Here is a 22,166-nt window from a genome sequence, read left to right as displayed (position 1 = left end):
ACGGTTTCTAAATACCTCCTGCGGCGCATGGGCGCCCTGCACGGGCCTCTTCCGGCGATTTGGTAAAGACCTGGAAAGCCGCGCCGGCCTGTTTCAGATCTGCGACAGTCGCGCCAGGCGGCGTTGATCTTCCGCATGGCTGGCCGCTCGCCGAAGGTCCAGCTTGTGCTCCTTGTCGGGTCCGGTTAGGCGGACGCATAATCGGTTCAACGATGACGTCGGCTCGCCAGTCGCCTGGGCTCGGCTTGCCGTATCTGGAGGGAAGCATGTCCGAGAAGACCTACGACGTCCCCGCGGAATGGGCCAAGCGCGCCTGGATCGACCAAGCCAAGTACAAGGACATGTACGCCCGCTCGATCGCGGACCCGAACGCCTTCTGGGCCGAGCAGGCCAAGCGTATCGACTGGATGCACGCGCCGACGAAGATCGAGAACGTCTCCTTTGCCCCCGGCAACATCTCGATCAAATGGTTCGAGGACGGCATCCTCAACGTCGCCCATAATTGCATCGACCGGCACCTGCACAAGCGCGCCAACCAGACCGCGATCATCTGGGAGGGCGACGATCCCTCGCAATCCCGGCACATCACCTACAAGGAGCTGCACGACGAGGTCTGCCGGATGGCCAACATCCTGCGCACCCGCAACGTCAAGAAGGGCGACCGCATCACCATCTACCTGCCGATGATTCCCGAAGCGGCCTACGCGATGCTGGCCTGCGCGCGGATCGGCGCAATCCACTCCGTGGTGTTCGCGGGCTTCTCGCCCGACAGCCTCGCCCAGCGCATCAACGACTGCCAGTCCAAGGTGATCATCACTGCCGACGAAGGTCTGCGCGGCGGCAAGAAGGTGCCGCTGAAGGCCAATGTCGATGCAGCGCTCGCCAAGGCCGATGGCGTCGACTGGGTCGTCGTTGTCAAGCGCACCGGCGGCACGGTCGAGATGAATCCGTCGCGCGATCTCTGGTATCACGACGCCGCCAAGATGGTGACGACGGAATGCCGGGCCGAGCACATGCACGCCGAGGATCCGCTGTTCATCCTCTATACGTCGGGCTCGACCGGCCAGCCCAAGGGCGTGCTGCACACCTCGGGCGGCTATCTCGTATTCGCCGCGATGACGCATCAATACGTCTTCGACTATCACGACGGCGACATCTACTGGTGCACCGCCGACGTCGGCTGGGTCACCGGACACAGCTATATCCTCTATGGGCCGCTGGCGAACGGTGCGACCACGCTGATGTTCGAAGGCGTGCCGAATTATCCGGACAATTCCCGTTTCTGGAACGTGATCGACAAGCACAAGGTCAACATCTTCTACACCGCACCGACCGCGATCCGCGCGCTGATGCAGAGCGGCGACGAGCCCGTGAAGAAGACGTCGCGCGCAAGCCTCCGGCTGCTTGGCTCGGTCGGCGAGCCGATCAATCCCGAAGCCTGGGAGTGGTATCACCGCGTCGTCGGCGACGACCGCTGCCCGATCGTCGACACCTGGTGGCAGACCGAGACCGGCGGCATCTTGATCACGCCGCTGCCGGGCGCGACCAAGCTGAAGCCGGGCTCGGCGACGCAGCCGTTCTTCGGCGTCGTGCCTGAGATCGTCGATGCCGACGGCAAGGTGCTGGACGGCGAGACATCAGGCAATCTCTGCCTGACGCGATCATGGCCGGGCCAGATGCGCACGGTCTATGGCGATCACGCCCGCTTCGAGCAGACCTATTTCTCGACCTACAAGGGCAAGTATTTCACCGGCGACGGCTGCCGGCGCGACGCCGACGGCTATTACTGGATCACCGGCCGCGTCGACGACGTCATCAACGTCTCCGGCCACCGCATGGGCACCGCGGAAGTCGAGAGCGCGCTGGTCGCGCATGAGAAGGTGTCGGAAGCCGCCGTGGTCGGTTACCCGCACGACATCAAGGGCCAGGGCATCTACGCCTATGTCACCCTGATGGCCGGCGTCGAGCCGACCGACGAATTGCGCAAGGAGCTCGTCACCTGGGTGCGCAAGGAGATCGGCCCGATCGCCGCGCCCGACCAGATCCAGTTCTCGCCCGGCCTGCCCAAGACCCGCTCCGGCAAGATCATGCGCCGCATCCTGCGCAAGATCGCCGAGGACGAGCCGGGCAGCCTCGGCGATACCTCGACGCTCGCCGATCCGGCCGTCGTCGACGATCTCGTCAAGAACCGGCAGAACAAGAAGTCGGCGTAAGCCACGCTCTCGTGCCCCGGAGTCAGCGCAGCGCTTCTTCAACGGTGCGCTGCAGAGCCGGGGGCCGATCCAACGGCAGAGCGCGTGGCCTCCTGGGTCCCGGCTCTGCGCAGCAGCGCCAAGGCGCTGTGGCGCGTCCGGGACACAGAGCCCCCCTCGAAACAACAGCCATTCACACCCTCACGCACTTGTCAGGGCGCGCGGCGCCGCGCCCGCGTCTTTCCAGCCAAGTGTTGTTTTCTTGTCATTTACTTTATTTCGAACATTTTCTTTGTTCCGCGTGCTGGCGGGCCCTTGGCGGCCGCGCGTGGAAACCATCCGGTTAACAGGCGCGATTAAGAATATCCGGGTAAGCGGGCAATTGCCGGTGCTGCGTAGTTTTGGACGATCCGTTCGGGGCAGAGGAAAAATTGATGTCGGTAAGGATTGCTGTGGCGCTCGCCGCCACCATCGGGGCAGGGGTCTTGATGTCGACGGCCGCAGAGGCGCGGCCGGAAATGGTTGGGACGCACGTCGCCAACTATTCACCCGGTACCATCGTGGTCAAAACCAACGAGCGGCGGCTCTATCTCATCCTCGATGACGGCCACGCCGTGCGCTACCCGGTCGGCGTCGGCAAGTCCGGCAAGCAGTGGGCCGGCACCACCCGCATCGACGGCAAGTATCGCAATCCGGCCTGGTCGCCGCCCGCCGAAGTGAAGCGCGACAAGCCGCAGCTTCCCGACGTGATCCCGGGCGGCTCACCGCATAACCCGATGGGCGTCGCCGCGATGACGCTGGCCGGCGGCGAGTATGCCATCCACGGCACCAATGTGCCGGGCTCGGTCGGCGGCTTCGTCTCCTATGGCTGCATCCGCATGCTCAACGACGACATCACCGATCTCTACAGCCGCGTCTCGGTTGGCACGACGGTGGTCGTGACGCGCTGATCTCCAAACTCGTAACAGAATTGAAAGAGCCGCGTCCATCGACGCGGCCTTTTGTTACCAGAAGCGCCAGCCGCGCGCGCACCAGCCGTCGCGATGGCCGCCATTGTAGCTCCGCGCGTAACCGCCCGCGAGCAACGCGGCAGATACGTCCGCAGTTCGCCTTGTCGCGACATTGGCGAGAACACGGCCGTATTTGTCGGGGCCGAGATTGGTGATCGTCACGCCGCCCTGGCCGAGCAAATCGCGCAGGGCGCCGGTCGCCGCTTGAGCCTTGTCCAATTCATCCTGGCAGGATGCCTTCATCTCCGGCGCATCGATACCGCGCAGGCGAACGCGCGCAACGAGAACGCGTCCGTCGCGCTGGTGCACGCGAGCGAGAAAGGTATCGCCGTCGATCGTGCGAATGACGTCGACCGGCTGACGGATGTCCGGATTGGCCTGCTGCAAAATGATCTGGGCATCTCGCGATTGACCGTCGATCGCATGCGGGAAGGGCCAGTTCATCCCGTGCCGGAACGTAAGCACGACGGCCACCACGATTCCGACCACGAACATCCACGGCAACAGCCCCGAGAAGTGACGGCCGAACGGCGAACCACTGTATGAGGGCCGGTATGGATGGCTAGGATCGAAGCGCGGCATCCGCGCACGCTAGGGCTGAGTCGGGCGATCCGGCAAGATAGCCTCAAAAGACAGCCTCAAAAGTCCGAGGCGATACCTTTGCGCTCCCAATCGCCGTAGCGGGTGGGCTCAGGTCCCTTCGGTCCCTGCAATTCCTTCGGCGCCGCCGCGGCGTGGGCAGCAGCAGCCTGCCGGCGCGCTTCCGCCTCGGCCAGCGCGCGCTGGGCGGCCGGCGGGAGCGGCTTGCGATCGGAAACGGGGGGCTGGTCACTCATCTCGGCGGTTCCTAGCGCAGGATCACGGGGTGTGCGACGTCCAATAACGCATTGCTGAGATGGTCATGGTGGGCTGTAAACGCGAGAGGCCATTCTTACATTTGGCATATTCGCATGCCAAAGATAGGTCTCTCGAGGCATGCGCCCATTGCGGCGGAACTGCCGCTCGCCAAGAACCTTAAGCCGCATGCCATCTCAACGTTTCGCTCCTCCGTCCGAAGTGCCCGGTCTCGCGGCGCGGCGGATCGCCGCTGACATCGTCGACGGCGTGCTGCACAAGCACCGCACGCTTGACGATCAGCTCGACGGCAGCGGTGCCCATCCCGGATTGAAGACGCTCGCCGACCGCGACCGCGCGCTGATGCGCCGCCTGGTCGCGACCGTACTGCGTCGGCTCGGCACGCTCGGCCATGTGCTGTCCCGCTTGCTCGACAAGGGCATTCCGTCCGAAGCGCCGCGCGCGCAGAGCGCGCTCCTGATCGGCGCCGCCCAGATCCTCTGGATGGACGTGCCCGATCACGCCGCGGTCGATCTTTCCGTCCGCCTCGTCCAGTCCGACCGGCGTGCCGCGCGTTATGCCGGCCTCGTCAATGCCGTGCTGCGCCGCTGCGCGCGCGAGGGCAAGGCGCTGGTGGATGAAGTTGCCACGCAATCGCTGGACCTGCCGCCCTGGCTGCTCGCGCGCTGGAGCGCGCATTACGGCGAGGCGACCGCAAGAGACATGGCGTTGGCGCTCGGCCACGAGCCCTCGCTCGACCTCACCGTGAAATCAGACGCCGCGCAATGGGCGAGCCGGCTGCACGGTGAAGTGCTGCCGACCGGATCGGTGCGCACGGTGCTGCACGGCGCCGTGACCATGCTGCCCGGCTTCACCGAGGGGCAATGGTGGGTGCAGGATGCCGCCGCCGCGTTGCCGGCTCGGCTATTTGGCGACATCAAAGGCAAGTCCATTGCCGATCTCTGCGCCGCCCCGGGCGGCAAGACCGCGCAACTGGCACAGGCCGGCGCGCATGTCACGGCGATCGACCGCTCACCCGCCCGGGTGGCGCGTCTGCGCGAGAATCTGACGCGGCTGTCGCTCCAGGCCGAGACTGTCGTCGCCGACGCCGTGGAATGGGCCGGCCCTGCCGAGGGTTTTGACGGCATCCTGATCGATGCGCCCTGCACATCGACCGGCACGATCCGCCGCCATCCCGACGTCGCCTGGCTCCGGCAGGAATCCGACGTCGCCGCCCTGACCGCGCTCCAGCAGCGGCTGCTGAAGAAATCCGTCTCGCTGCTCAAGCCGGGCGGGACGCTGGTCTACTGCACCTGTTCGCTGGAACCCGAAGAGGGCGAGCAGGCGATCGCGGCGCTGCTGGCCACGGAGGGCGGCCTGCGCCGCGTGCCGATCGAAGCTTCCGAGGTCTCGGGGCTCAGCGAGATCATCACCACGGAAGGCGACCTGCGCACGCTGCCCAGCCACCTGCCGAACGCCGATCCCAAGCTCGGCGGGCTCGACGGTTTCTACGCAGCCCGGCTCGTTAAATCCTGATTTTGCACCGGTTTTTGCGCCAGCGCTGATTCGCGACGCTTCAAGGTGGTGTCAGACGTCCGATTTTGGGATTAAGAAGGATTCGTCGTTCATCCTCTCCCCCTTCAAGGCAAGGCGTGTCGGTCGCTCAACGCAGACGTATCTCGACGCTGGTGATGAACCGCTTCGCGCGGAACGTGCTCGCGCGCGCGAGCGGCGGTTCCGTTGCGCTATCGCGGGTCTGGCCCGGCCGTACCGACCGGCTGATCATCGCGCCGCATGACCTGCGCACCGCGGATGCGACCCGCGCCGCTGAGATCTATGCCGGCCGCTTCGTCTTCGCCGGCAAGATCGTCAATTGCCACGGCCGCTCGATCTTCGATCTCGAACCGCCGTCGGAAGACTGGGAGGTCGCGCTGCTCGGCTTCGGCTGGCTGCGCCATCTGCGCGCCGCCGACACCGCGCTGACGCGCGCCAATGCGCGCGCGCTGGTCGAGGACTGGATCGCCAACCCCGCCAACAAGCGCCGCGCCGTCGCGCGGCGTGCCGACGTGCTGGCGCGGCGTGTGATCTCGCTGCTGTCGCAGGCGCCGCTGGTGCTCAACGACACCGACAACAAATTCTACCGCCGCTATCTGCGGGCGCTGGCGCGGGAGATCCGCCTCCTGCGCTACACCATGGTCAACATGCCCGACGGGGTGCCGAAGCTCCAGGTGCTGATCGCACTGTGCTACGCGGCGCTGTGCCTTGCCAACCAGGCGGGACAGATCCGCAGTGCCTCGAAAAAGCTCTCGGACGAGTTGCAGCGGCAGATCCTGCCCGACGGCGGCCACATCTCCCGCAATCCGGGCGCGCTGATCGAGCTCCTGATCGACCTGTTGCCGCTGCGGCAGACCTTTGCCGCGCGCAACATCGCGCCGCCGCCGGCGCTGCTCAACGCGATCGACCGCATGATGCCGATGCTGCGCTTCTTCCGGCACGGCGACGGCAATTTCGCGCTGTTCAACGGCATGAGCGCGACGCCCTCGGACCTGCTCGCCACGCTGCTCGCCTATGACGACACCCACGGCGCGCCGATGGCGAACATGCCGCATACCGGCTTCCAGCGCCTCGACGCCGGCCAGACCACGCTGATCATCGACACCGGTCCGCCGCCGCCGGCCGGCGTCAGCCACGACGCCCATGCCGGCTGCCTGTCGTTCGAATTGTCTTCCGGCATCAGCCGCATCGTCACCAATTGCGGCATGCCGACCACGGGCCGCGACAATTGGCGGCCGTTCGCACGCGGCACCGCGGCGCATTCGACGCTGACCTATCACGAGACGTCCTCATGCCAGTTCGTCGAGATGTCGGCGATGAAGCGCCTCCTGCACGGTTCACCCGTCACCAGCGGCCCCGTCGAGGTCGAGAGCTATCGCGAGACCGTTCAGAACGGCACGCTGCTCACGACCTCGCATGACGGCTATCTCGCGAAGTTCGGCGCGATCCATCGCCGTGTGCTGATGATCGCCAATGACGGCGCACGCATCGACGGCGAGGACACGCTGTCGCCGCCGCAGGGCGGACGCTTCAAGGGCGCGGATGCCGATCTCGCGCTGCGCTTCCATCTGCATCCGGCGGTGAAGGCGAGCCGGCTGTCGGATGCCCGTGGCGTCATGCTGGTGCTGCCGAACCGCGACGTCTGGACCTTCGAGGCGCTCGACGACAAGGTCGACCTCGAGGACAGCGTGTTCCTGGCCGGCAATGACGGCCCGCGCCGCACCGCGCAGATCGTGATCCGGCAGGATGCGCGGCAGGCGCCGTCGATCCGCTGGAGCTTCGTCCGCTCCACTGCATCGCCTGCGGTCACCAATGCCCGCCGCAACGCCCGGCGCGAGCCGGAACTTCCGCTGTAAACGCGCACGATTCGGCCCCATCTCATCGTTGTGAAAACGGCCGAAAGCTGCTATCGAGCCCTCGCTCGCGCGACTGGCGACCTTGGATGGAGCACCATCGGGAAGCGCGAGATATAGAAGCCGCGCGCCTGGGCATAGACACTCCTTAAGACAGAGGATCTTGCTCATGACTGACCATCCCCGCCGCGTCACCCGTGCTCTTCTCTCCGTCTCCGACAAAACCAGCCTGATCGAGTTCGCAAAGGCGCTTGCCGCGCACGATGTCGAGCTGGTCTCGACCGGCGGCACCGCCAAGGCGATCGCCGCGGCCGGCCTCAAGGTGAAGGACGTTTCCGACCTCACCGGCTTCCCCGAGATGATGGACGGCCGCGTCAAGACGCTGCATCCGAAGGTGCATGGCGGCCTGCTCGCGATCCGCGACAACAAGGAACATGCGGAGGCGATGAAGGCGCACGGCATCGCGCCGATCGATCTCCTGGTCGTCAACCTGTATCCGTTCGAAGCGACCGTCGACAAAGGCGCGGGCTTCGAGGATTGCATCGAGAACATCGACATCGGCGGCCCCGCGATGATCCGCGCCGCGGCGAAGAACCATGACGACGTCGCCGTCGTGGTCGAGGCCGAGGACTACAAGGCCGTGCTCGACGAGCTCGCCGCCAACAACGGATCGACGACGTTGAAACTGCGCCGGCGGCTTGCCGCAAAGGCCTATGCGCGCACCGGAGCTTATGACGCCGCGATCTCGAACTGGTTCAACCGCCAGCTCGAGATCGACGCGCCCGATTTCCGCGCCTTCGGCGGCAGACTGATCCAGTCGCTGCGCTATGGCGAGAACCCGCACCAGACCGCGGCGTTCTATGCGACGCCCGACAAGCGGCCGGGCGTCTCGACCGCGCGCCAGCTCCAGGGCAAGGAGCTCTCCTACAACAACATCAACGACACCGATGCGGCCTACGAGTGCATCGGCGAGTTCGACGCCAAGCGCACCGCGGCCTGCGTCATCGTCAAGCACGCCAATCCGTGCGGCGTGGCCGAAGGCTCCGATCTCGTCAGCGCCTATCGCAAGGCGCTCGCATGCGATTCCACTTCGGCGTTCGGCGGCATCATCGCGATGAACCGCGCGCTCGACGCCGAGACCGCGCGCGAGATCACAAAGATCTTCACCGAGGTGATCATCGCGCCCGACGCCAGCGAGGAGGCGATCGCGATCATCGGCGCGCGCAAGAATCTGCGCCTGCTGCTCGCCGGCAGCCTGCCCGATCCGCGCGCGCCTGGCCTCACCGCCAAGACGGTGGCCGGCGGCCTCCTCGTGCAAAGCCGCGACAACGCGGTGGTCGACGACATGACCTTCAAGGTCGTGACCAAACGTGCGCCCACCGACGCCGAGATGCGCGATCTGAAATTCGCGTTCCGGGTCGCAAAGCACGTCAAGTCCAACACCATCATCTACGCCAAGGATCTCGCCACCGTCGGCATCGGCGCGGGCCAGATGAGCCGGGTGGATTCGGCGCGGATCGCGGCGCGCAAGGCGCAGGACGCGGCGAATGAGCTCAAGCTCGCAGAGCCGCTCACCAAGGGCTCGGTGGTGGCGTCGGATGCGTTCTTCCCGTTCGCCGACGGCATGCTCGCCTGCATCGAGGCCGGCGCCACCGCCGTGGTGCAGCCCGGCGGCTCCATGCGCGACGACGAGGTGATCAAGGCCGCCGACGAGCACGGCATCGCCATGGTGTTCACGGGCACGCGGCACTTCCGGCACTAACGCGATTTGCGTAGCCCGGATGGAGCGTAGCGAAATCCGGGTCTCACGTCTCAGCAACAGCGGCCCCGGATTGCGCTTCGCTCCATCCGGGTTACGCCACTAATCTCGCACCCGCATCAACAACCCCAGCCCCGCGACGAAAAACACCACCAGCACGGCCATGCCGGCCTTCTGGCTCGCCGTCACCGCGGTGATCATGCCGATCAGCAGCGGGCCGATGAAGGACGTTACCTTCCCCGTCAGCGCGAACAGGCCGAAATACTGCGCGATGCGATCCTTCGGCGCGAGACGGATCAGCAGCGTGCGCGAGGCGGCTTGAAGCGGGCCGCCGGCAGCGCCGATGAGACAACCCAAAACGAGATAAGCGCGCTCGGCCGCGCTCGAGAACAGGGGCGCGCCCGGAAGAGGCGGCGCAACCTTGACGAACAGGACGCTGTCCTTGTCGACCAGAAGAATCGCCGCCACCGCCAGCAACAGAACAAGCAGGCTGCCTGCGATGACGCGCTTCGGCCCGAGACCATCGTCGAGCTTGCCACCAAGCCATGCGCCAAGGGCGCCGGCAATCGCGAGCATGATGCCGAAGGTGCCGATCTGGATCGTGTGCCAGCCGAAGGTGCCGGCGGCATAGATGCCGCCGAACGCGAACAGCGACACCAGGCCGTCGGTGTAGATCATGTTGGCGAGCAGGAATGCCGCGAGCGATTTCCGCTGCGGCAGGCCCTTAATCGATTGCTTGAGATCCGACAATCCCTCGCGCAGCGCCTCGCGCACCGGATGCTTCGCCGGATAATCCGGCGTGAACAGGAACAATGGCGTCACGAAGATGATGAACCACAGCCCGGTCAGCGGTCCCACGATGCGGTCGCCCTGATGGCTGACCGGATCGAGCCCGAACAGCGGCTTGAAGCCGAGCAACGTGCGGCCGGTCTCGGGATTGGCGGCGAGGAAGCCGAGCACGATGACGAGGCTGACGATGCCGCCGATGTAACCCGTGGCCCAGCCGGTGCCGGAGAGCCGGCCGATCCGCTCAGGCGGCACCAGGGTCGGCATCATCGCGTTGTTGAAGACGGTGGCGAATTCCGCGCCGACGCTAGCGAGCGCGACCGCGGTGAGCAGCGGCGCAATGATGGTGGGATCGCCGGGCTTGCCGATCCACAGCGTGCAGGCCGCCAGCACCAGCAGTGTACCGAATCCCGCGATCCACGGCTTCCTGCGGCCCGAGGCATCGGCAATGGCGCCGAGCACCGGCGACATCAGCGCGATCGCGAGGCCTGCGGCCGCCATCGCAAAGCCCCACAACGACTGGCCGGTGGCGGCATCTGGCGCAATGCTGGTGGCGAAATAGGGTGCGAAAACAAAGGTCGTGATCAGCGTGAAATAAGGCTGCGCGGCCCAATCGAAGAAGATCCAGCTGATAACAGCGGCGCGCGGCGGATAGGTCCGCTGCGCGCCGGCCAAGCGCGCATCCGAGGCGATCGTCGTCATATTCCAGTCCCCATCACGAACAGTTTTGCCTCTGTTGGGGCAAAGCGTATAGCATTGAAGCGACGCGTGGGAACTGGCCTGAGGCCGCGACGGAAGCTTGATGATGTCGTCATATCCGACACGGCGGACATTTTTCGCCTTCATTGCCACTCTGGCGTTTGGTTTTTCGTCTGCCACCGCACAGGATGCGCGGCGAGCCTATGTCCCACCCGCGCTCGACACGGTGCACGCCGTTCCGTCCGAGCACGGCATGGTGGTGGCGCAGGAAAAGATATCGGCGCAAGTCGGCGCCGACATCCTGCGCCGCGGCGGCAACGCGGTCGATGCCGCGGTCGCCACCGGCTTTGCGATGGCCGTAACGTATCCGCGCGCCGGCAATATCGGCGGCGGCGGATTCATGGTGATCCATTCGGCCGAGCGCAACGAGGACATCACGATCGACTATCGCGAGACCGCGCCGGCTGCGACCACCCCGCAGATATTCCTCGGCGCTGACGGCAAGCCCGATGCCGCGAAGTCGCGGGATTCCGCGCTCGGCGTCGGCGTGCCCGGCACCGTCGCAGGTCTTGTGCTGGCCTTGGAAAAATACGGCTCGGGCCGGTTCACGCTGGCACAGCTGCTCGAGCCCGCGATTGGGCTCGCCCGCGACGGTTTTGTCGTCACCGACGACCTTGCCGACACGCTGCCGGGTTGGCACCGGCGGCTGGCGCGCTGGCCGTCGTCGGCCAGGATCTTCTCGCGCCCCGACGGCACACCGCTCGGCGAAGGCGACAGGCTGGTGCAGAGCGATCTCGCCGAAACGCTGTCGGCCGTCGCCGCACAGGGGCCGCGCGGCTTCTATGAGGGACCGGTCGCGGACAAGCTCGCCAAGGCCGTGACTGACGCCGGCGGCATCATGACGCCGGCCGATCTGAAATCCTATCAGGCGATGATCCGTGCCCCGGCGCACGGCACCTATCGCGGCTACGACATTGTCTCGATGCCGCTGCCTTCCTCCGGCGGCGTGGTGCTGGTGGAGACGCTCAACATCCTCGAGGGCTTTCAGCTGGCCGATCTGAAACAGGGGTCGCCGGCCTCGCTGCATCTGCTGATCGAAGCCATGAAGCGCGCCTATGCGGATCGTGCGCGCTATCTCGGCGATCCCGCCTTCGTCAATGCGCCGATCGACACGCTCACTGCAAAGGACTACGCCGCCAAGCTGCGCGCCGGCATCTCCACGGAGCGCGCCACGCCGTCGAAGCAGCTCGTCTCCGCCCCTCCCGCGCCGCGCGAGGGCACCAACACCACGCACTTTTCCGTCGTCGACGCCGGCGGCAATGCCGTCAGCAACACCACCACGCTGAATTTCAGCTATGGCGTCGGCCTGGTTGCCGACGGAACCGGCGTGCTGCTCAACAACGAGCTCGACGATTTCACCGCCGCGGTCGGCGCTTCCAACGCCTACGGCCTCGTCGGTTTCGAGCCCAATCTGCCCGGACCCGGCAAGCGGCCGTTGTCCTCGATGTCCCCGACCATCGTGCTCAAGGACGGCAAGCCGGTGCTGGTGACGGGCTCGCCCGGCGGCAGCCGCATCATCTCGACCGTGCTCCAGGTCATCGTCAACGTGCTCGACTACAAGATGGATGTGGCCGCCGCCGTCGCTGCGCCGCGGCTGCATCACCAATGGCTGCCGGACGAGGTGCGTATCGAGAGCGGCTTTCCCGGCGATGTGCTGTTCGAGCTGAAGGCGATGGATCACCTCATCGTCGAGCCGATGGGACAGACCTCGGCCAATTCGATTCTGGTGACGCCGAACGGTCCACTCGGCGCGCCGGATCCGCGTACCCGCGGCGCGGAAGCCGCGGGACAGTAGTCTCGCCGTTGCATGGCACGGCAGCGCGCGCCTGCTTGCGCGGGCTGCCCTGCGTGCTACCACCGCGCAGCTTTAAGGAACCGCCGGGGAAACGCACATGAGCACAGCCGATCCGACCCAGCGCATTGAGCGCGCGGAGATCGAAGACACCAGCCTTCTCGCCTTCTATCGCGACATGAACGCGCCGGAGCGGCGGACGTTCTGGGCCTGCGCCGCGGGCTGGGCGCTCGACGGCATGGACTTCATGATCTATCCGCTGGTGATCGGCACCATCATCGCGCTGTGGAAGGTCGATGCGGCCTCGGCCGGACTCGCCGGCACCGTGACACTGCTGGCCTCCGCAATCGGCGGCTGGCTCGGCGGCTATCTCTCCGATCATATCGGACGTGTCAGGACGCTCCAGATCACCATCATCTGGTTCTCGTTCTTCTCGCTGGTCTGCGCGGTCGTGCAGAATTTCGACCAGCTCCTGATCGCACGCGCCGTGCTCGGCCTCGGCTTCGGCGGCGAGTGGGCGGCGGGCGCCGTGCTGATGGGCGAGGCGATCCGGCCGCAATATCGCGGACGCGCAGTCGGTTCGGTGCAGTCGGGCTGGGCGGTCGGCTGGGGTCTCGCCGTGCTGTCGCAGGCAATCCTGTTCTCGGCTTTGCCGCCGGAGACGGCGTGGCGCTGGATGTTCGTGATCGGCGCACTGCCGGCGCTGCTGGTGTTCTACATCCGCCGCTCCGTCACCGAGCCGGAGATCGCGGCCGAGGCCCGCGCAAAACAGGCCGCGAGCGGCGATCGTCCGGCGCTCTGGGAAATCTTCTCCGGCCCGATCCTGAAGACCACGATCCTGGCCTCGCTGATGGCGACGGGCTGCCAGGGCGGCTACTACGCCGTCACCTTCTGGGTGCCGCAGTTCCTGACCAAGGAGCGGCATCTGTCGATCGTCGGTTCGACCGGCTATCTCTCGACGCTGATCATCGGCTCTTTCATCGGCTATCTCGTCGGGGCCTGGCTCGCGGATCGCATCGGCAGGCGCAATCTGTTCCTGATCTTCTCGATCGGCGCCATGGCCGTGGTGCTGCTCTACACGCAGCTGCCGCTCACCAACGAGATCCTGTGGGTGCTCGGCTTCCCGCTGGGCTTCTTCGCCTCGGGCTATTTCTCAGGGATCGGCGCGTTCCTGACCGAGCTCTATCCGACGCGGCTGCGCGGCTCCGGCCAGGGCTTCTGCTACAATTTCGGCCGCGGCATCGGCGCGCTGTTTCCGTTCCTGGTCGGCGCGCTCTCGGCGACGACGTCGCTCGCAAATGCGATCGCGATGTTCGCGGTGGTGGCTTACGTGCTGTTCTTCATTGCCGCCTTCGCGCTGCCGGAGACGCGCGGGCGCGTGCTGCACGCGGACTAGTCCGGCGTTATCACCCCGGGGCGGTGAGGAACCTTACCGTCCCACCTGGTACGGCCCGCCCTTTTCCAGCGCTCTGGCGTAGGCCGACCGCGCGTGGATGCGCTCCAGGAATGCCATCGCCTTTGGATGGCCGAGCTCGAGCCCGCCACGCGCTTGCGCGGCTTCGAGCGGGAAGCTCATCTGGATATCGGCGGCGGTGAACTCGCTGCCGGCGAACCACTCGCTCTTGCCGAGCTCGCCTTCCCAATAATCCATGTGCTGCTTGAGCTGCGGATTGACCAGCGCGGTGAGCGCCTGGTTCGAGACCTTGCGCACCAGTGGGCGAAGCAGCGCGGGTGCGCGCTTCGGCATCAGCGTGAACAGCAGCTTGAGCAGCAGCGGCTGCATCGCCGAGCCCTCCGCATAGTGCAGCCAATAAGTGAAGCGCAGCCGCTCCGGCGTGTTCGGCGGCGGAATCAGCCGGCCGTTGCCGTAGGTCGCAATGAGATATTCGATGATCGCGCCTGACTCGGCGATGGTGTTGCCGTTGTCGGTGATGACGGGCGACTTGCCGAGCGGATGGATGGCGCGCAGCTCCTTCGGCGCGCGCATATCCGGCTGGCGCTGATAGCGCACGATCTCGTAGGGCACGCCCAACTCCTCGAGCAGCCACAGCACCCGCTGCGAGCGGGAATTGTTGAGGTGGTGAACGGTCAGCATCGTTGAGGTCCCCAGGCTAGGCGTGGTCGGTCGGCCGCGCCGTTCGTGCCAGCCCGGGAACACAATGTCGAGCCATCCAGACGGATAATTTCACCCGGGTATATTGACGTCAGCAATTTACCCGGATATTAAAAGGCCAACGTCATCAATATGGCAATGATTTCAATGCAACGGACTTTCACTGCGTTCCAGGGCCATCGCCGCCTGGCGTCCGGGCCAGCGGGAGAGATCGCGCTGGTCGTCAAGCGGATCACGCCACCGCCGGACGAGCCCATCATCATCTTCGAGGACAGCACGGGCCGACCGATCGACTTCGATCTGCGCGGCGGGGATCGCGAGGTGCTGGCGCGGGTGGCAAAGCTTGTCCCGCCACCGGTCGAGGAGTCCGCGCCACCGAGCGAGCCGCGCGGGCGCGGCCGGCCGAAGCTCGGCGTGGTCGCGCGCGAGGTGACGCTGCTGCCGCGGCACTGGGAGTGGCTCGGAGCCCAGCCGGGCGGCGCCTCGGTCGCGCTGCGAAAGCTCGTCGACGAGGCAAGACGCGTAAGCGGCGACAAGGACCGCGAGCGGCAGGCGCGCGATGCGGCCTATCACTTCATGTTGACCATGGCGGGTAATCTGCCGCAGTTCGAAGAAGCGTCGCGCGCCCTGTTCGCGGACGACCGGCGGCGCTTCACCGGACTGATCGCCGACTGGCCGGTCGACGTCCGCGACCACATCGTCAAGCTCGCCTACAGCGACCGCGCTTAGGCGCAGCACTTTCTCTCACCCCATCGACGGCCGAGCCGCGCGCGCATCGCGCGGCAACGGCTTCGCACGCCCCGATGAAAGGCCTATCCATGTCCGCGCCAAAGCCGCTCTGGACGACATTCCTCCGCTTCCTCGCGCCGCTGGTGCTGAGCAACGCGCTGCAATCGCTGTTCGGGACCGTCAGCAACGTCTATCTCGGCCAGATGATCGGCGTCGACGCGCTCGCAGCGGTGTCGGCGTTCTTCCCGGTGATGTTCTTCCTGTTCGCCTTCGTCATGGGCCTGAGCACCGGCGCCACTGTGCTGATCGGCCAGGCCTTTGGCGCTGGCGAGCATGGCAGGATCAGGATCGTCGTCGGCACGACGCTCGCGATCGGCCTGCTGCTCTCGCTTTCGGTTGCATTGGTCGGCGGCTTCTTCAGCCGGCAATTAATGACGATGCTCGCGACGCCTCCGGACATCCTCGACCAGGCGAGTGCCTATGCGCGCATCATGCTGCTCACCATGCCGCTCGGCTTCGTCTTCCTGCTGATGACGGCGATGATCCGCGGCGTCGGTGATGCCGTGACGCCGCTGCTGGCGTTGGCCTTGTCGACCACCATCGGACTGATCCTGACGCCGATGCTGATCCGCGGCGCGTTCGGGATACCTGCCGCCGGAATCACCAGTCCGGCCTGGGCGGCAGCGATTTCCAACGCACTGACACTCATCGCACTGGCCGTCTATCTGCTGCGGACGAAGCATGCACTGGCACCGGATGCCGCGCTGCTGCGTCATCTGCGGCTCAATCGTGCCGTGCTCGGAAAGATCCTCGGCATCGGACTGCCGAGCGCGGTCGGCATGGTGGTGATGGCAGTCGCCGAGCTGGTGCTGCTCGGGCTCGTCAATGGCTTTGGATCGGATGCCACCGCCGCGTATGGCGCAGTCAACCAGGTGATGGGCTACACGCAGTTCACGGCAATGTCGATTTCGATCGCGGTCTCGATCCTCGGCGCGCAGGCCATCGGCGGCGGCAACAGGGCGCTGCTCGATGGCATCGTGCGCACCGGCCTCCTGTTCAACATTGTCCTGACCGGCGGGCTGGTGGGGCTGATCTATCTGGCGCCGCGGGCCGTGCTCGGCCTCTTCATCACCGACAGTGCCGTACTCGACCTCGCCGGGGGACTGCTTCACATCGCACTGTGGAGCTCGGTGCCGTTCGGCTTGGCCACCGTGTTTTCCGGAGCCATGCGCGCGGCCGGCGTCGCCTTGACGCCAATGCTGCTCTCGATCTTCGCCATTGTCGCAATCGAGCTGCCGGCCGCTGTGATCCTGAGCCGCACGATCGGCCTGAAAGGTGTGTGGGCCGCCTATCCGATCGTGTTCTGCGCCATGTTCGTTTTGCAGATGGGCTATTACCTCACGGTGTGGCGCAGGCGCGCGATCCAGCGTCTGATCTGACCGGATCATCAAGATATTATGGCCATCATTAAACGGTGGACCCGTGGCGCGCCCTGCGCCACAATGGATGAAAAGCCAGATCAAAAGCCAGGTCAGGGAGAACGATTTTGACCCGCACAGCCCCGCAATTCCTGTTCGATTTCGGCAGCCCGAACGCCTATCTCAGTCATCTCGCGATCCCGGCGATCGAGCAGCGCATCGGCGTCAAATTCGAGTACGTGCCGATCCTGCTCGGCGGCATCTTCAAGTCGACCAACAACAAGTCGCCGGCCGAGACGCTCGCCGGCATCAAGAACAAGCGCGAATTCCAGGCGGTCGAGACCGAGCGCTTCGTCAAGCGCTTCAAGGTCCAGCCCTATGTCATGAATCCGTTCTTCCCGGTCAACACGCTGAACCTGATGCGCACGGCGATCGCGGCACAGGCGGAGGGCGTGTTCGAAAAGTATGTCGAGGCCGCCTTCCACCACATGTGGCGCGAGCCGAAGAAGATGGACGACCCGGAAGTCGCGGCGAAGGCGCTGGCGTCCTCCGGCCTCGATGCCCAAAAACTGTTCGCGCGTGCCCAGGAGCCAGAGGTCAAGGGCAAGCTGATCAAGAACACCGAGGACGCCGTTGCCCGCGGTGCGTTCGGCTCGCCGACCTTCTTCGTCGGTAACGAGATGTTCTTCGGCAAGGAGCAGCTGCGCGAGGTCGAGGAGATGGTGTCGGGAAAGTGAAGCGCGCGAATGGCGCCTAGCGAATAGCGAGTGGAAATCGCGCCTGCTATTCGCTACTTCCTGTTCGCCATCCGCCAAAAATAAAGCCAAGTATAAAGCCAGGAATAAAACGGAGTTCTCCCATGCGTATCCTCGTGGTCGGCGCCGGCGCCATCGGCGGCTATTTTGGTGGCAGGCTGTTACAGGCCGGCCGCGACGTCACCTTCCTGGTCCGGCCGCGGCGCGCCAGCGAGCTCGCGAGCGCCGGCCTCGTCATCAAGAGCCCGAACGGCGACGTGACGCTGAAGAATCCGCCGACCGTTCAGGCCGACGCGCTCAAGGAAAAGTTCGACGTCGTGCTCTTGAGCTGCAAGGCGTTCGACCTCGACGACGCCATCAACTCGTTCGCGGCCGCGGTCGGGCCTGATACGGCGATCATCCCCATGCTCAACGGCATGAAGCATCTCGACACGCTCGACGAAAAATTCGGCAAGGAGCGCGTGCTCGGCGGCCTCTGCGCCATCGCGGCGACCCTGAACGAGAAGCGCGAAGTGGTGCAGCTCCAGCCGATGCAGTCGCTCAGTTACGGCGAGCGCGACGGCAAGCTCTCGGACCGGGTCAAGGCGATCGACGAGGCCTTCAAGAGCGGCATCAATGGCGCCGCCGCCAGCCAGAACATCATGCAGGACATGTGGGAGAAGTGGGTGTTCCTGTCTTCGCTCGCCGCAAGCACCAGCCTGATGCGCACCTCCGTCGGCAACATCCTCGCGGCCCCCGGCGGCAGGGACTTTTTGCTCGGCATGCTGGACGAGACCAGCGCGATCGCCACCGCGTCGGGCTACACGCCGGGCGGCCCGTTCTTCGAGCGCGTGAAGGGCAACCTCACCACCGAGGGATCGCCGATGACGGCATCCATGTTCCGCGACATCAAGGCGGGCCTGCCGGTCGAGGCCGATCACGTCGTCGGCGATCTCATCGCGCGCGCCGACGCCGCCAAGGTGCCGGTGCCGAAGCTGCGCATCGCGTATACGCATCTGAAGGCGTATGAGAGGCAGCGGGCGGGGTAGCTCCAAGCTCCGCTGTCGTCCCGGGGCGCGCAGAGCGCGAGCCCCGGGACGACAGCGGCGCTTGCCGCAACGACTCCGCGTTACTTGAAATACGCGAGATAGTGCGAGACGGCGGTGATTTCCTCATCGCTCATGTGATAGGCGACATCGGCCATCGCAGCACCACCGCCGCCGACGCGCTGGCTGCTCTTGTAGTCGTGCAGCGCCTTGACGAGGTATTCCTCGCGCTGGCCGGCGAGCCGCGCAACCGCCTTGGTGCCGGCGAAGCTATCCGTATGGCACGAGGCGCAGCGGCGGCCGACGGCGACTTGCGCGCCTTTTTTCGACAGGTCCGGATCCCCGTCTTCCGCGGCCTTCGGCGGCGTCATCTGCGCGAAATAGGCGCCGAAATTGCGGATGTCCTCGTTGGTGATCTCCTCGGCGATCGGCTGCATCTGGTCGTTCTTGCGCGAGCCGGCGCGGAAGAACACGAGCTGCCACTGGATGAATTGATCGGGCTGGCCGGCCAGCGAGGGGATGTTCTCCGTCTGCGAAATGCCGTTCTCGCCGTGACAGCCGGAGCAGACGGCGGCCTTCTCCTGGATCGCGGCATTATCGGCCGCCTCGGCTCGGACGAATGCAAGTGCTGCTAGCGAAAGCGTCACAGACAGAATTCCAAACCGAACGGCTCGCATGGTTGATTTCTCCGACTGTCATTGCCGGGCTTGACCCGCCTGCTTGGCGTAGGCCCGGCAATCCATCCTGTTTGCAAAGAGGTTTCTCGTTTGATGGATGCCCGGATCAAGTCCGGGCATGACGAACGCGTTCCGCTGCAAGCCTGTCACAAACAAACGAGGCTGCGACCGTCATCCGGTCGCAGCCTCGTGTCGTCCTACGCTACTTCTTGCTGTAGCTGATGCGATAGATCGCGCCGGCCCAGTCGTCGGCGACGAGGATCGAGCCATCCTTGGCGAGGATGATGTCGTTGGGACGGCCGAGATAGCCCTGGTCGCCCTCGATCCAGCCGGAGGCGAACACCTCCTTCTTGGCGTTCTTGCCGTCGGGGCCGACGATCACGCGCGTGATATTGCCGCCCTGGTACTTGTGACGATTCCAGGAGCCATGCTCGGCGATCAGGATGTTATTCTTGTACTCGGCGGGGAATTGATCGCCGGTATAGAACTTCATACCGAGCGGAGCGACATGCGCGCCGAGGTTCAGCACGGGCGGCGTGAACTCGGAGCACTTGTGACCCATCGCGAACTTCGTATCCAGCAGGTCGCCCTGGTGGCAGTAGGGATAGCCGAAATGCTCGCCGATCTTCGAGATCATGTTCAGCTTGTCTGAGGGCAGATCGTCGCTGATCCAGTCGCGCGCGTTCTCGGTGAACCAGTATTTGCCGGTGCGCGGATCGACGTCCCCGCCGACCGAGTTGCGAACGCCGAGCGCGTAGATCTCGGCGTTGCCGGTCTTGGGATCGACGCGGCGGATCTGCGAGACACTAGTCGGGGGCACGCCGACGTTGAAGGGCGGTCCGAACGGCAGGTAGAACCAGCCTTCCTTGTCGACCGCGATGTACTTCCAGCCATGCGCGGCATAGGAGGGCATGTCGTCATAGACGACCTTGCCGTCGCCGAGCTTGTCGAGATTGGCTTCGGCGTTGTCGTAACGGATCAGCTTGTCGACCGCGATGACGTAGAGCGCGCCATCCCTAAAGGCGAGACCGGTGGGCATGTTCAGCCCCTTCAGGATGGTCTTGACCTCTTTCTTTCCGTTGTTGTCCTTGATGGCATAGACGTTGCCGAGGCCGAACGAGCCAACGAACAGCGTGCCCTTGTCACCCCAGGCCATCTGCCGCGCGGCGAGAACGCCGGGCGCATAGACTTCGATCTTGAAGCCGGCCGGCAGCTTGATCTTCTTCATCATCGCGGCGAGCTCGGCCTCCGACGCGCCGGTCGGCGGGCCTGATGGCGGCGCGAGGCCCTTCTGCGCCTCGGTCTCGTCGCCGAGGAACCAGTCGTCCGGCGGATGGGTCCAGAACTCCTTGGTGCCGGATTCGTATTTCTTCAGCTGGCGGTTCTTGTCCTGCTGTTGCGCGCTGACTGCGCTTGTCCCCGCGAGAAGGGCAACCGCTGCAAGCGCCAGGACGGATTGAAAGACGGATTGATGGAATTTCATCACGTCACTCCCCTAAGGCAGCCGTCAGGGCTGCACGTTATTTTGTTTTGCTAGTCGAGAGGCGAAGTTCGGAGTCTGTCAGGACGACAGACGCAAAAAGGTTAGCACATCTGCGGACGGTGAGAAGCGCGTCGGGAGCACTGCAGTCAGACTCAATAGAAATTGAGACTGAACGCCACGAAGATTTGCACGGCGACGATCACGGTCTCGCTGCAACGCGGAATCAAAAAATGGTGCGTGACTGATTTGCAGGCAGCAGGAAGAGCGGTCGCACAAAATTGCGAAAACAACCCCATGCACAGTAGAACGGCTCACCCCGGTCTGCTCCCGGTGACGCCGGGCAGACATTTGATGCGTCGAGCAAAACGGCAAAGACGGCGATTACGAGGCGACGGGATAGGGTCCGTCGTCGAATACCGTGTCGTGATAGCCTTTCGACCCGATCTCGCGTGCCAGCGTGCTGCGAAAATCCGTCCCATCGCGCAGGCTGTTCAGGACATGCGCGAAGTCGAATTCGGGCCGCCAGCCCAGCTCGTGCCGCGCACGGTCGTTGACATAGACGCGGTCGATCTCGGGGAATAGCCGCCATCCGCGCGCCGCATAGAGCTGCGCGCAATCCGGGTAGAGCTCGCGCACGACACCGGCCGCGTCGCGCGCGAGCGCCGCGAGATGACGGGGCTCGAACGGGCTCGTCGCGGAGATGATGTAACGGGCAAAACCGATCTTCGGCGCGCGCTCGACGCCGAGGAGATGGGCGCTCACCGCGTCCGCTATATCCAGCCGTCTATAGAGCAGCTCGTTGGCCTGTGCGTTGTCCAGCGGGTAAGCCGAGCGCATCGCGGGATCGTCATCGTCCTCAGGGAAGAAGCGCGAGGTCCTCAAGATCACGACGGGCAGGCCGCGCTCGCGAAAGAACAGCTCGCACAGAGTCTCGGCCATCAGCTTGGTCGTGCCGTAGATGTTCTTCGGCACCGGCGCCAGATCCTCGGTGACCCACACCGCAGCCTGTCCGGCTCCGGGTCGAAGCTGCGAGCCGAATGCGCTGGTGGTGCTGGTGAAGACGAAGCTGCGCACGCCAGCGGCTAGGGCCGCCTCGAGCAGATTGAGCGTGCCGGTGACGTTGGTGTCGACAAAATCCTGCTTGCCGTGGGTCGCCACATGCGGCTTGTGCAGCGTCGCGGTGTGGATCACGGCGGTGACGCCCTCCATCTGGCGCCGCACGAAATCGGGATCGACGATCGAGCCGACGGCATCGGTGAAGGGCGATGGCTTCAGATCGATTCCACGCGCGGGGAAACTGCGTCCCCGGAGCATACGGAGAACGGCCTCCCCAAGGTGGCCCGCGCTGCCCGTGACCAGAATTGTCATTTGAGACCCAATACAGCCGCCAGCGGCGTGGAAAACCACGGCCCGACCCGGTTTGGCTG

Annotated in this window: 18 protein-coding genes and 1 riboswitch; of the genes, 11 read left to right on the top strand and 7 right to left on the bottom strand. The window is 65.2% G+C overall.

Annotated features, from left to right (window positions below; all coding sequences use genetic code 11):
• Positions 1–266 precede the first annotated feature (266 nt).
• Together acs and AB7531_RS01735 are read left to right on the top strand one after the other, a co-directional pair.
• Positions 267–2,213, top strand: a complete 1,947-nt coding sequence (acs, locus tag AB7531_RS01740; protein ID WP_063980319.1) for an acetate--CoA ligase — start codon at positions 267–269, stop codon at positions 2,211–2,213.
• Positions 2,214–2,626: 413 nt separating this feature from the next.
• The gene (locus AB7531_RS01735; protein WP_063985979.1) at positions 2,627–3,142 is read left to right on the top strand and encodes a L,D-transpeptidase; all 516 of its coding nucleotides are present in this window, start codon (positions 2,627–2,629) and stop codon (positions 3,140–3,142) included.
• A 54-nt stretch (positions 3,143–3,196) separates the two neighbouring features.
• Here the strand turns inward: AB7531_RS01735 and AB7531_RS01730 are convergent, their stop codons facing one another.
• Together AB7531_RS01730 and AB7531_RS01725 are read right to left on the bottom strand one after the other, a co-directional pair.
• Entirely contained in the window at positions 3,197–3,784 is a 588-nt protein-coding gene (locus AB7531_RS01730) for a thermonuclease family protein (protein ID WP_084794916.1), read from the bottom strand.
• A 56-nt stretch (positions 3,785–3,840) separates the two neighbouring features.
• Positions 3,841–4,038: a DUF1674 domain-containing protein gene (locus AB7531_RS01725; protein ID WP_063980317.1), complete on the bottom strand. Its 198-nt coding sequence runs from the start codon at positions 4,036–4,038 to the stop codon at positions 3,841–3,843.
• Between the two features lie 187 nt (positions 4,039–4,225).
• On the opposite strand from AB7531_RS01725, the gene AB7531_RS01720 reads away from it, so the two are divergent.
• The 3 genes from AB7531_RS01720 to purH all read left to right on the top strand — a co-directional run bounded on the left by AB7531_RS01720 (position 4,226) and on the right by purH (position 9,205).
• Positions 4,226–5,572: an RsmB/NOP family class I SAM-dependent RNA methyltransferase gene (locus tag AB7531_RS01720; protein WP_063980316.1), complete on the top strand. Its 1,347-nt coding sequence runs from the start codon at positions 4,226–4,228 to the stop codon at positions 5,570–5,572.
• A gap of 155 nt (positions 5,573–5,727) precedes the next feature.
• A complete protein-coding gene (locus AB7531_RS01715; protein ID WP_441280284.1) occupies positions 5,728–7,446 on the top strand; it encodes a heparinase II/III family protein in 1,719 nt (572 codons plus the stop codon).
• A gap of 59 nt (positions 7,447–7,505) precedes the next feature.
• Positions 7,506–7,587, top strand: a riboswitch (ZMP/ZTP riboswitch).
• Positions 7,588–7,612: 25 nt separating this feature from the next.
• On the top strand, positions 7,613–9,205 hold the full coding sequence (gene purH, locus AB7531_RS01710) for a bifunctional phosphoribosylaminoimidazolecarboxamide formyltransferase/IMP cyclohydrolase (protein WP_063980314.1): 1,593 nt from the start codon (positions 7,613–7,615) through the stop codon (positions 9,203–9,205).
• A 99-nt stretch (positions 9,206–9,304) separates the two neighbouring features.
• Here the strand turns inward: purH and AB7531_RS01705 are convergent, their stop codons facing one another.
• Complete coding sequence (locus AB7531_RS01705; RefSeq protein WP_063980313.1) at positions 9,305–10,690, bottom strand: MFS transporter; 1,386 nt, start codon at positions 10,688–10,690, stop codon at positions 9,305–9,307.
• A 100-nt stretch (positions 10,691–10,790) separates the two neighbouring features.
• On the opposite strand from AB7531_RS01705, the gene ggt reads away from it, so the two are divergent.
• Both ggt and AB7531_RS01695 read left to right on the top strand, forming a co-directional pair.
• A complete protein-coding gene (ggt, locus tag AB7531_RS01700) occupies positions 10,791–12,542 on the top strand; it encodes a gamma-glutamyltransferase (RefSeq protein ID WP_231143752.1) in 1,752 nt (583 codons plus the stop codon).
• A gap of 97 nt (positions 12,543–12,639) precedes the next feature.
• Positions 12,640–13,935, top strand: a complete 1,296-nt coding sequence (locus tag AB7531_RS01695) for an MFS transporter (RefSeq protein WP_063980311.1) — start codon at positions 12,640–12,642, stop codon at positions 13,933–13,935.
• Positions 13,936–13,968: 33 nt separating this feature from the next.
• Here the strand turns inward: AB7531_RS01695 and AB7531_RS01690 are convergent, their stop codons facing one another.
• A complete protein-coding gene (locus AB7531_RS01690) occupies positions 13,969–14,634 on the bottom strand; it encodes a glutathione S-transferase family protein (protein WP_063980310.1) in 666 nt (221 codons plus the stop codon).
• Between the two features lie 165 nt (positions 14,635–14,799).
• Here AB7531_RS01690 and AB7531_RS01685 point away from each other — a divergent pair, with 165 nt between their 5' ends.
• The 4 genes from AB7531_RS01685 to panE all read left to right on the top strand — a co-directional run bounded on the left by AB7531_RS01685 (position 14,800) and on the right by panE (position 18,582).
• Positions 14,800–15,381: a DUF2239 family protein gene (locus AB7531_RS01685; RefSeq protein WP_063980309.1), complete on the top strand. Its 582-nt coding sequence runs from the start codon at positions 14,800–14,802 to the stop codon at positions 15,379–15,381.
• 89 nt (positions 15,382–15,470) lie between these two features.
• Positions 15,471–16,820, top strand: coding sequence for an MATE family efflux transporter (locus tag AB7531_RS01680; protein WP_187387856.1), 1,350 nt, complete (start codon positions 15,471–15,473; stop codon positions 16,818–16,820).
• A 107-nt stretch (positions 16,821–16,927) separates the two neighbouring features.
• Positions 16,928–17,536, top strand: a complete 609-nt coding sequence (locus AB7531_RS01675; protein ID WP_063980307.1) for a 2-hydroxychromene-2-carboxylate isomerase — start codon at positions 16,928–16,930, stop codon at positions 17,534–17,536.
• A gap of 122 nt (positions 17,537–17,658) precedes the next feature.
• Positions 17,659–18,582 carry a 2-dehydropantoate 2-reductase gene (gene panE, locus AB7531_RS01670; RefSeq protein ID WP_063980306.1) on the top strand — a complete coding sequence of 308 codons (924 nt, stop codon included), beginning with the start codon at positions 17,659–17,661 and terminating at the stop codon, positions 18,580–18,582.
• Between the two features lie 80 nt (positions 18,583–18,662).
• Here panE and AB7531_RS01665 read toward each other — a convergent pair whose 3' ends face one another.
• The 3 genes from AB7531_RS01665 to AB7531_RS01655 form a co-directional block, all read right to left on the bottom strand.
• The gene (locus tag AB7531_RS01665; RefSeq protein ID WP_063980305.1) at positions 18,663–19,256 is read right to left on the bottom strand and encodes a c-type cytochrome; all 594 of its coding nucleotides are present in this window, start codon (positions 19,254–19,256) and stop codon (positions 18,663–18,665) included.
• Between the two features lie 202 nt (positions 19,257–19,458).
• Positions 19,459–20,739 (bottom strand): PQQ-dependent sugar dehydrogenase, encoded by a 1,281-nt coding sequence (locus AB7531_RS01660; RefSeq protein ID WP_166104978.1) that lies wholly within the window; start codon positions 20,737–20,739, stop codon positions 19,459–19,461.
• 381 nt (positions 20,740–21,120) lie between these two features.
• Positions 21,121–22,107 (bottom strand): NAD-dependent epimerase/dehydratase family protein, encoded by a 987-nt coding sequence (locus AB7531_RS01655; protein ID WP_063980303.1) that lies wholly within the window; start codon positions 22,105–22,107, stop codon positions 21,121–21,123.
• Positions 22,108–22,166 lie beyond the last annotated feature (59 nt).

The organism is Bradyrhizobium sp. 63_E2_N1_3, assembly GCF_052076005.1.
In the GTDB taxonomy this organism is placed as follows: domain Bacteria; phylum Pseudomonadota; class Alphaproteobacteria; order Rhizobiales; family Xanthobacteraceae; genus Bradyrhizobium; species Bradyrhizobium barranii.
This window is presented reverse-complemented; position numbering and strand designations above follow the sequence as displayed.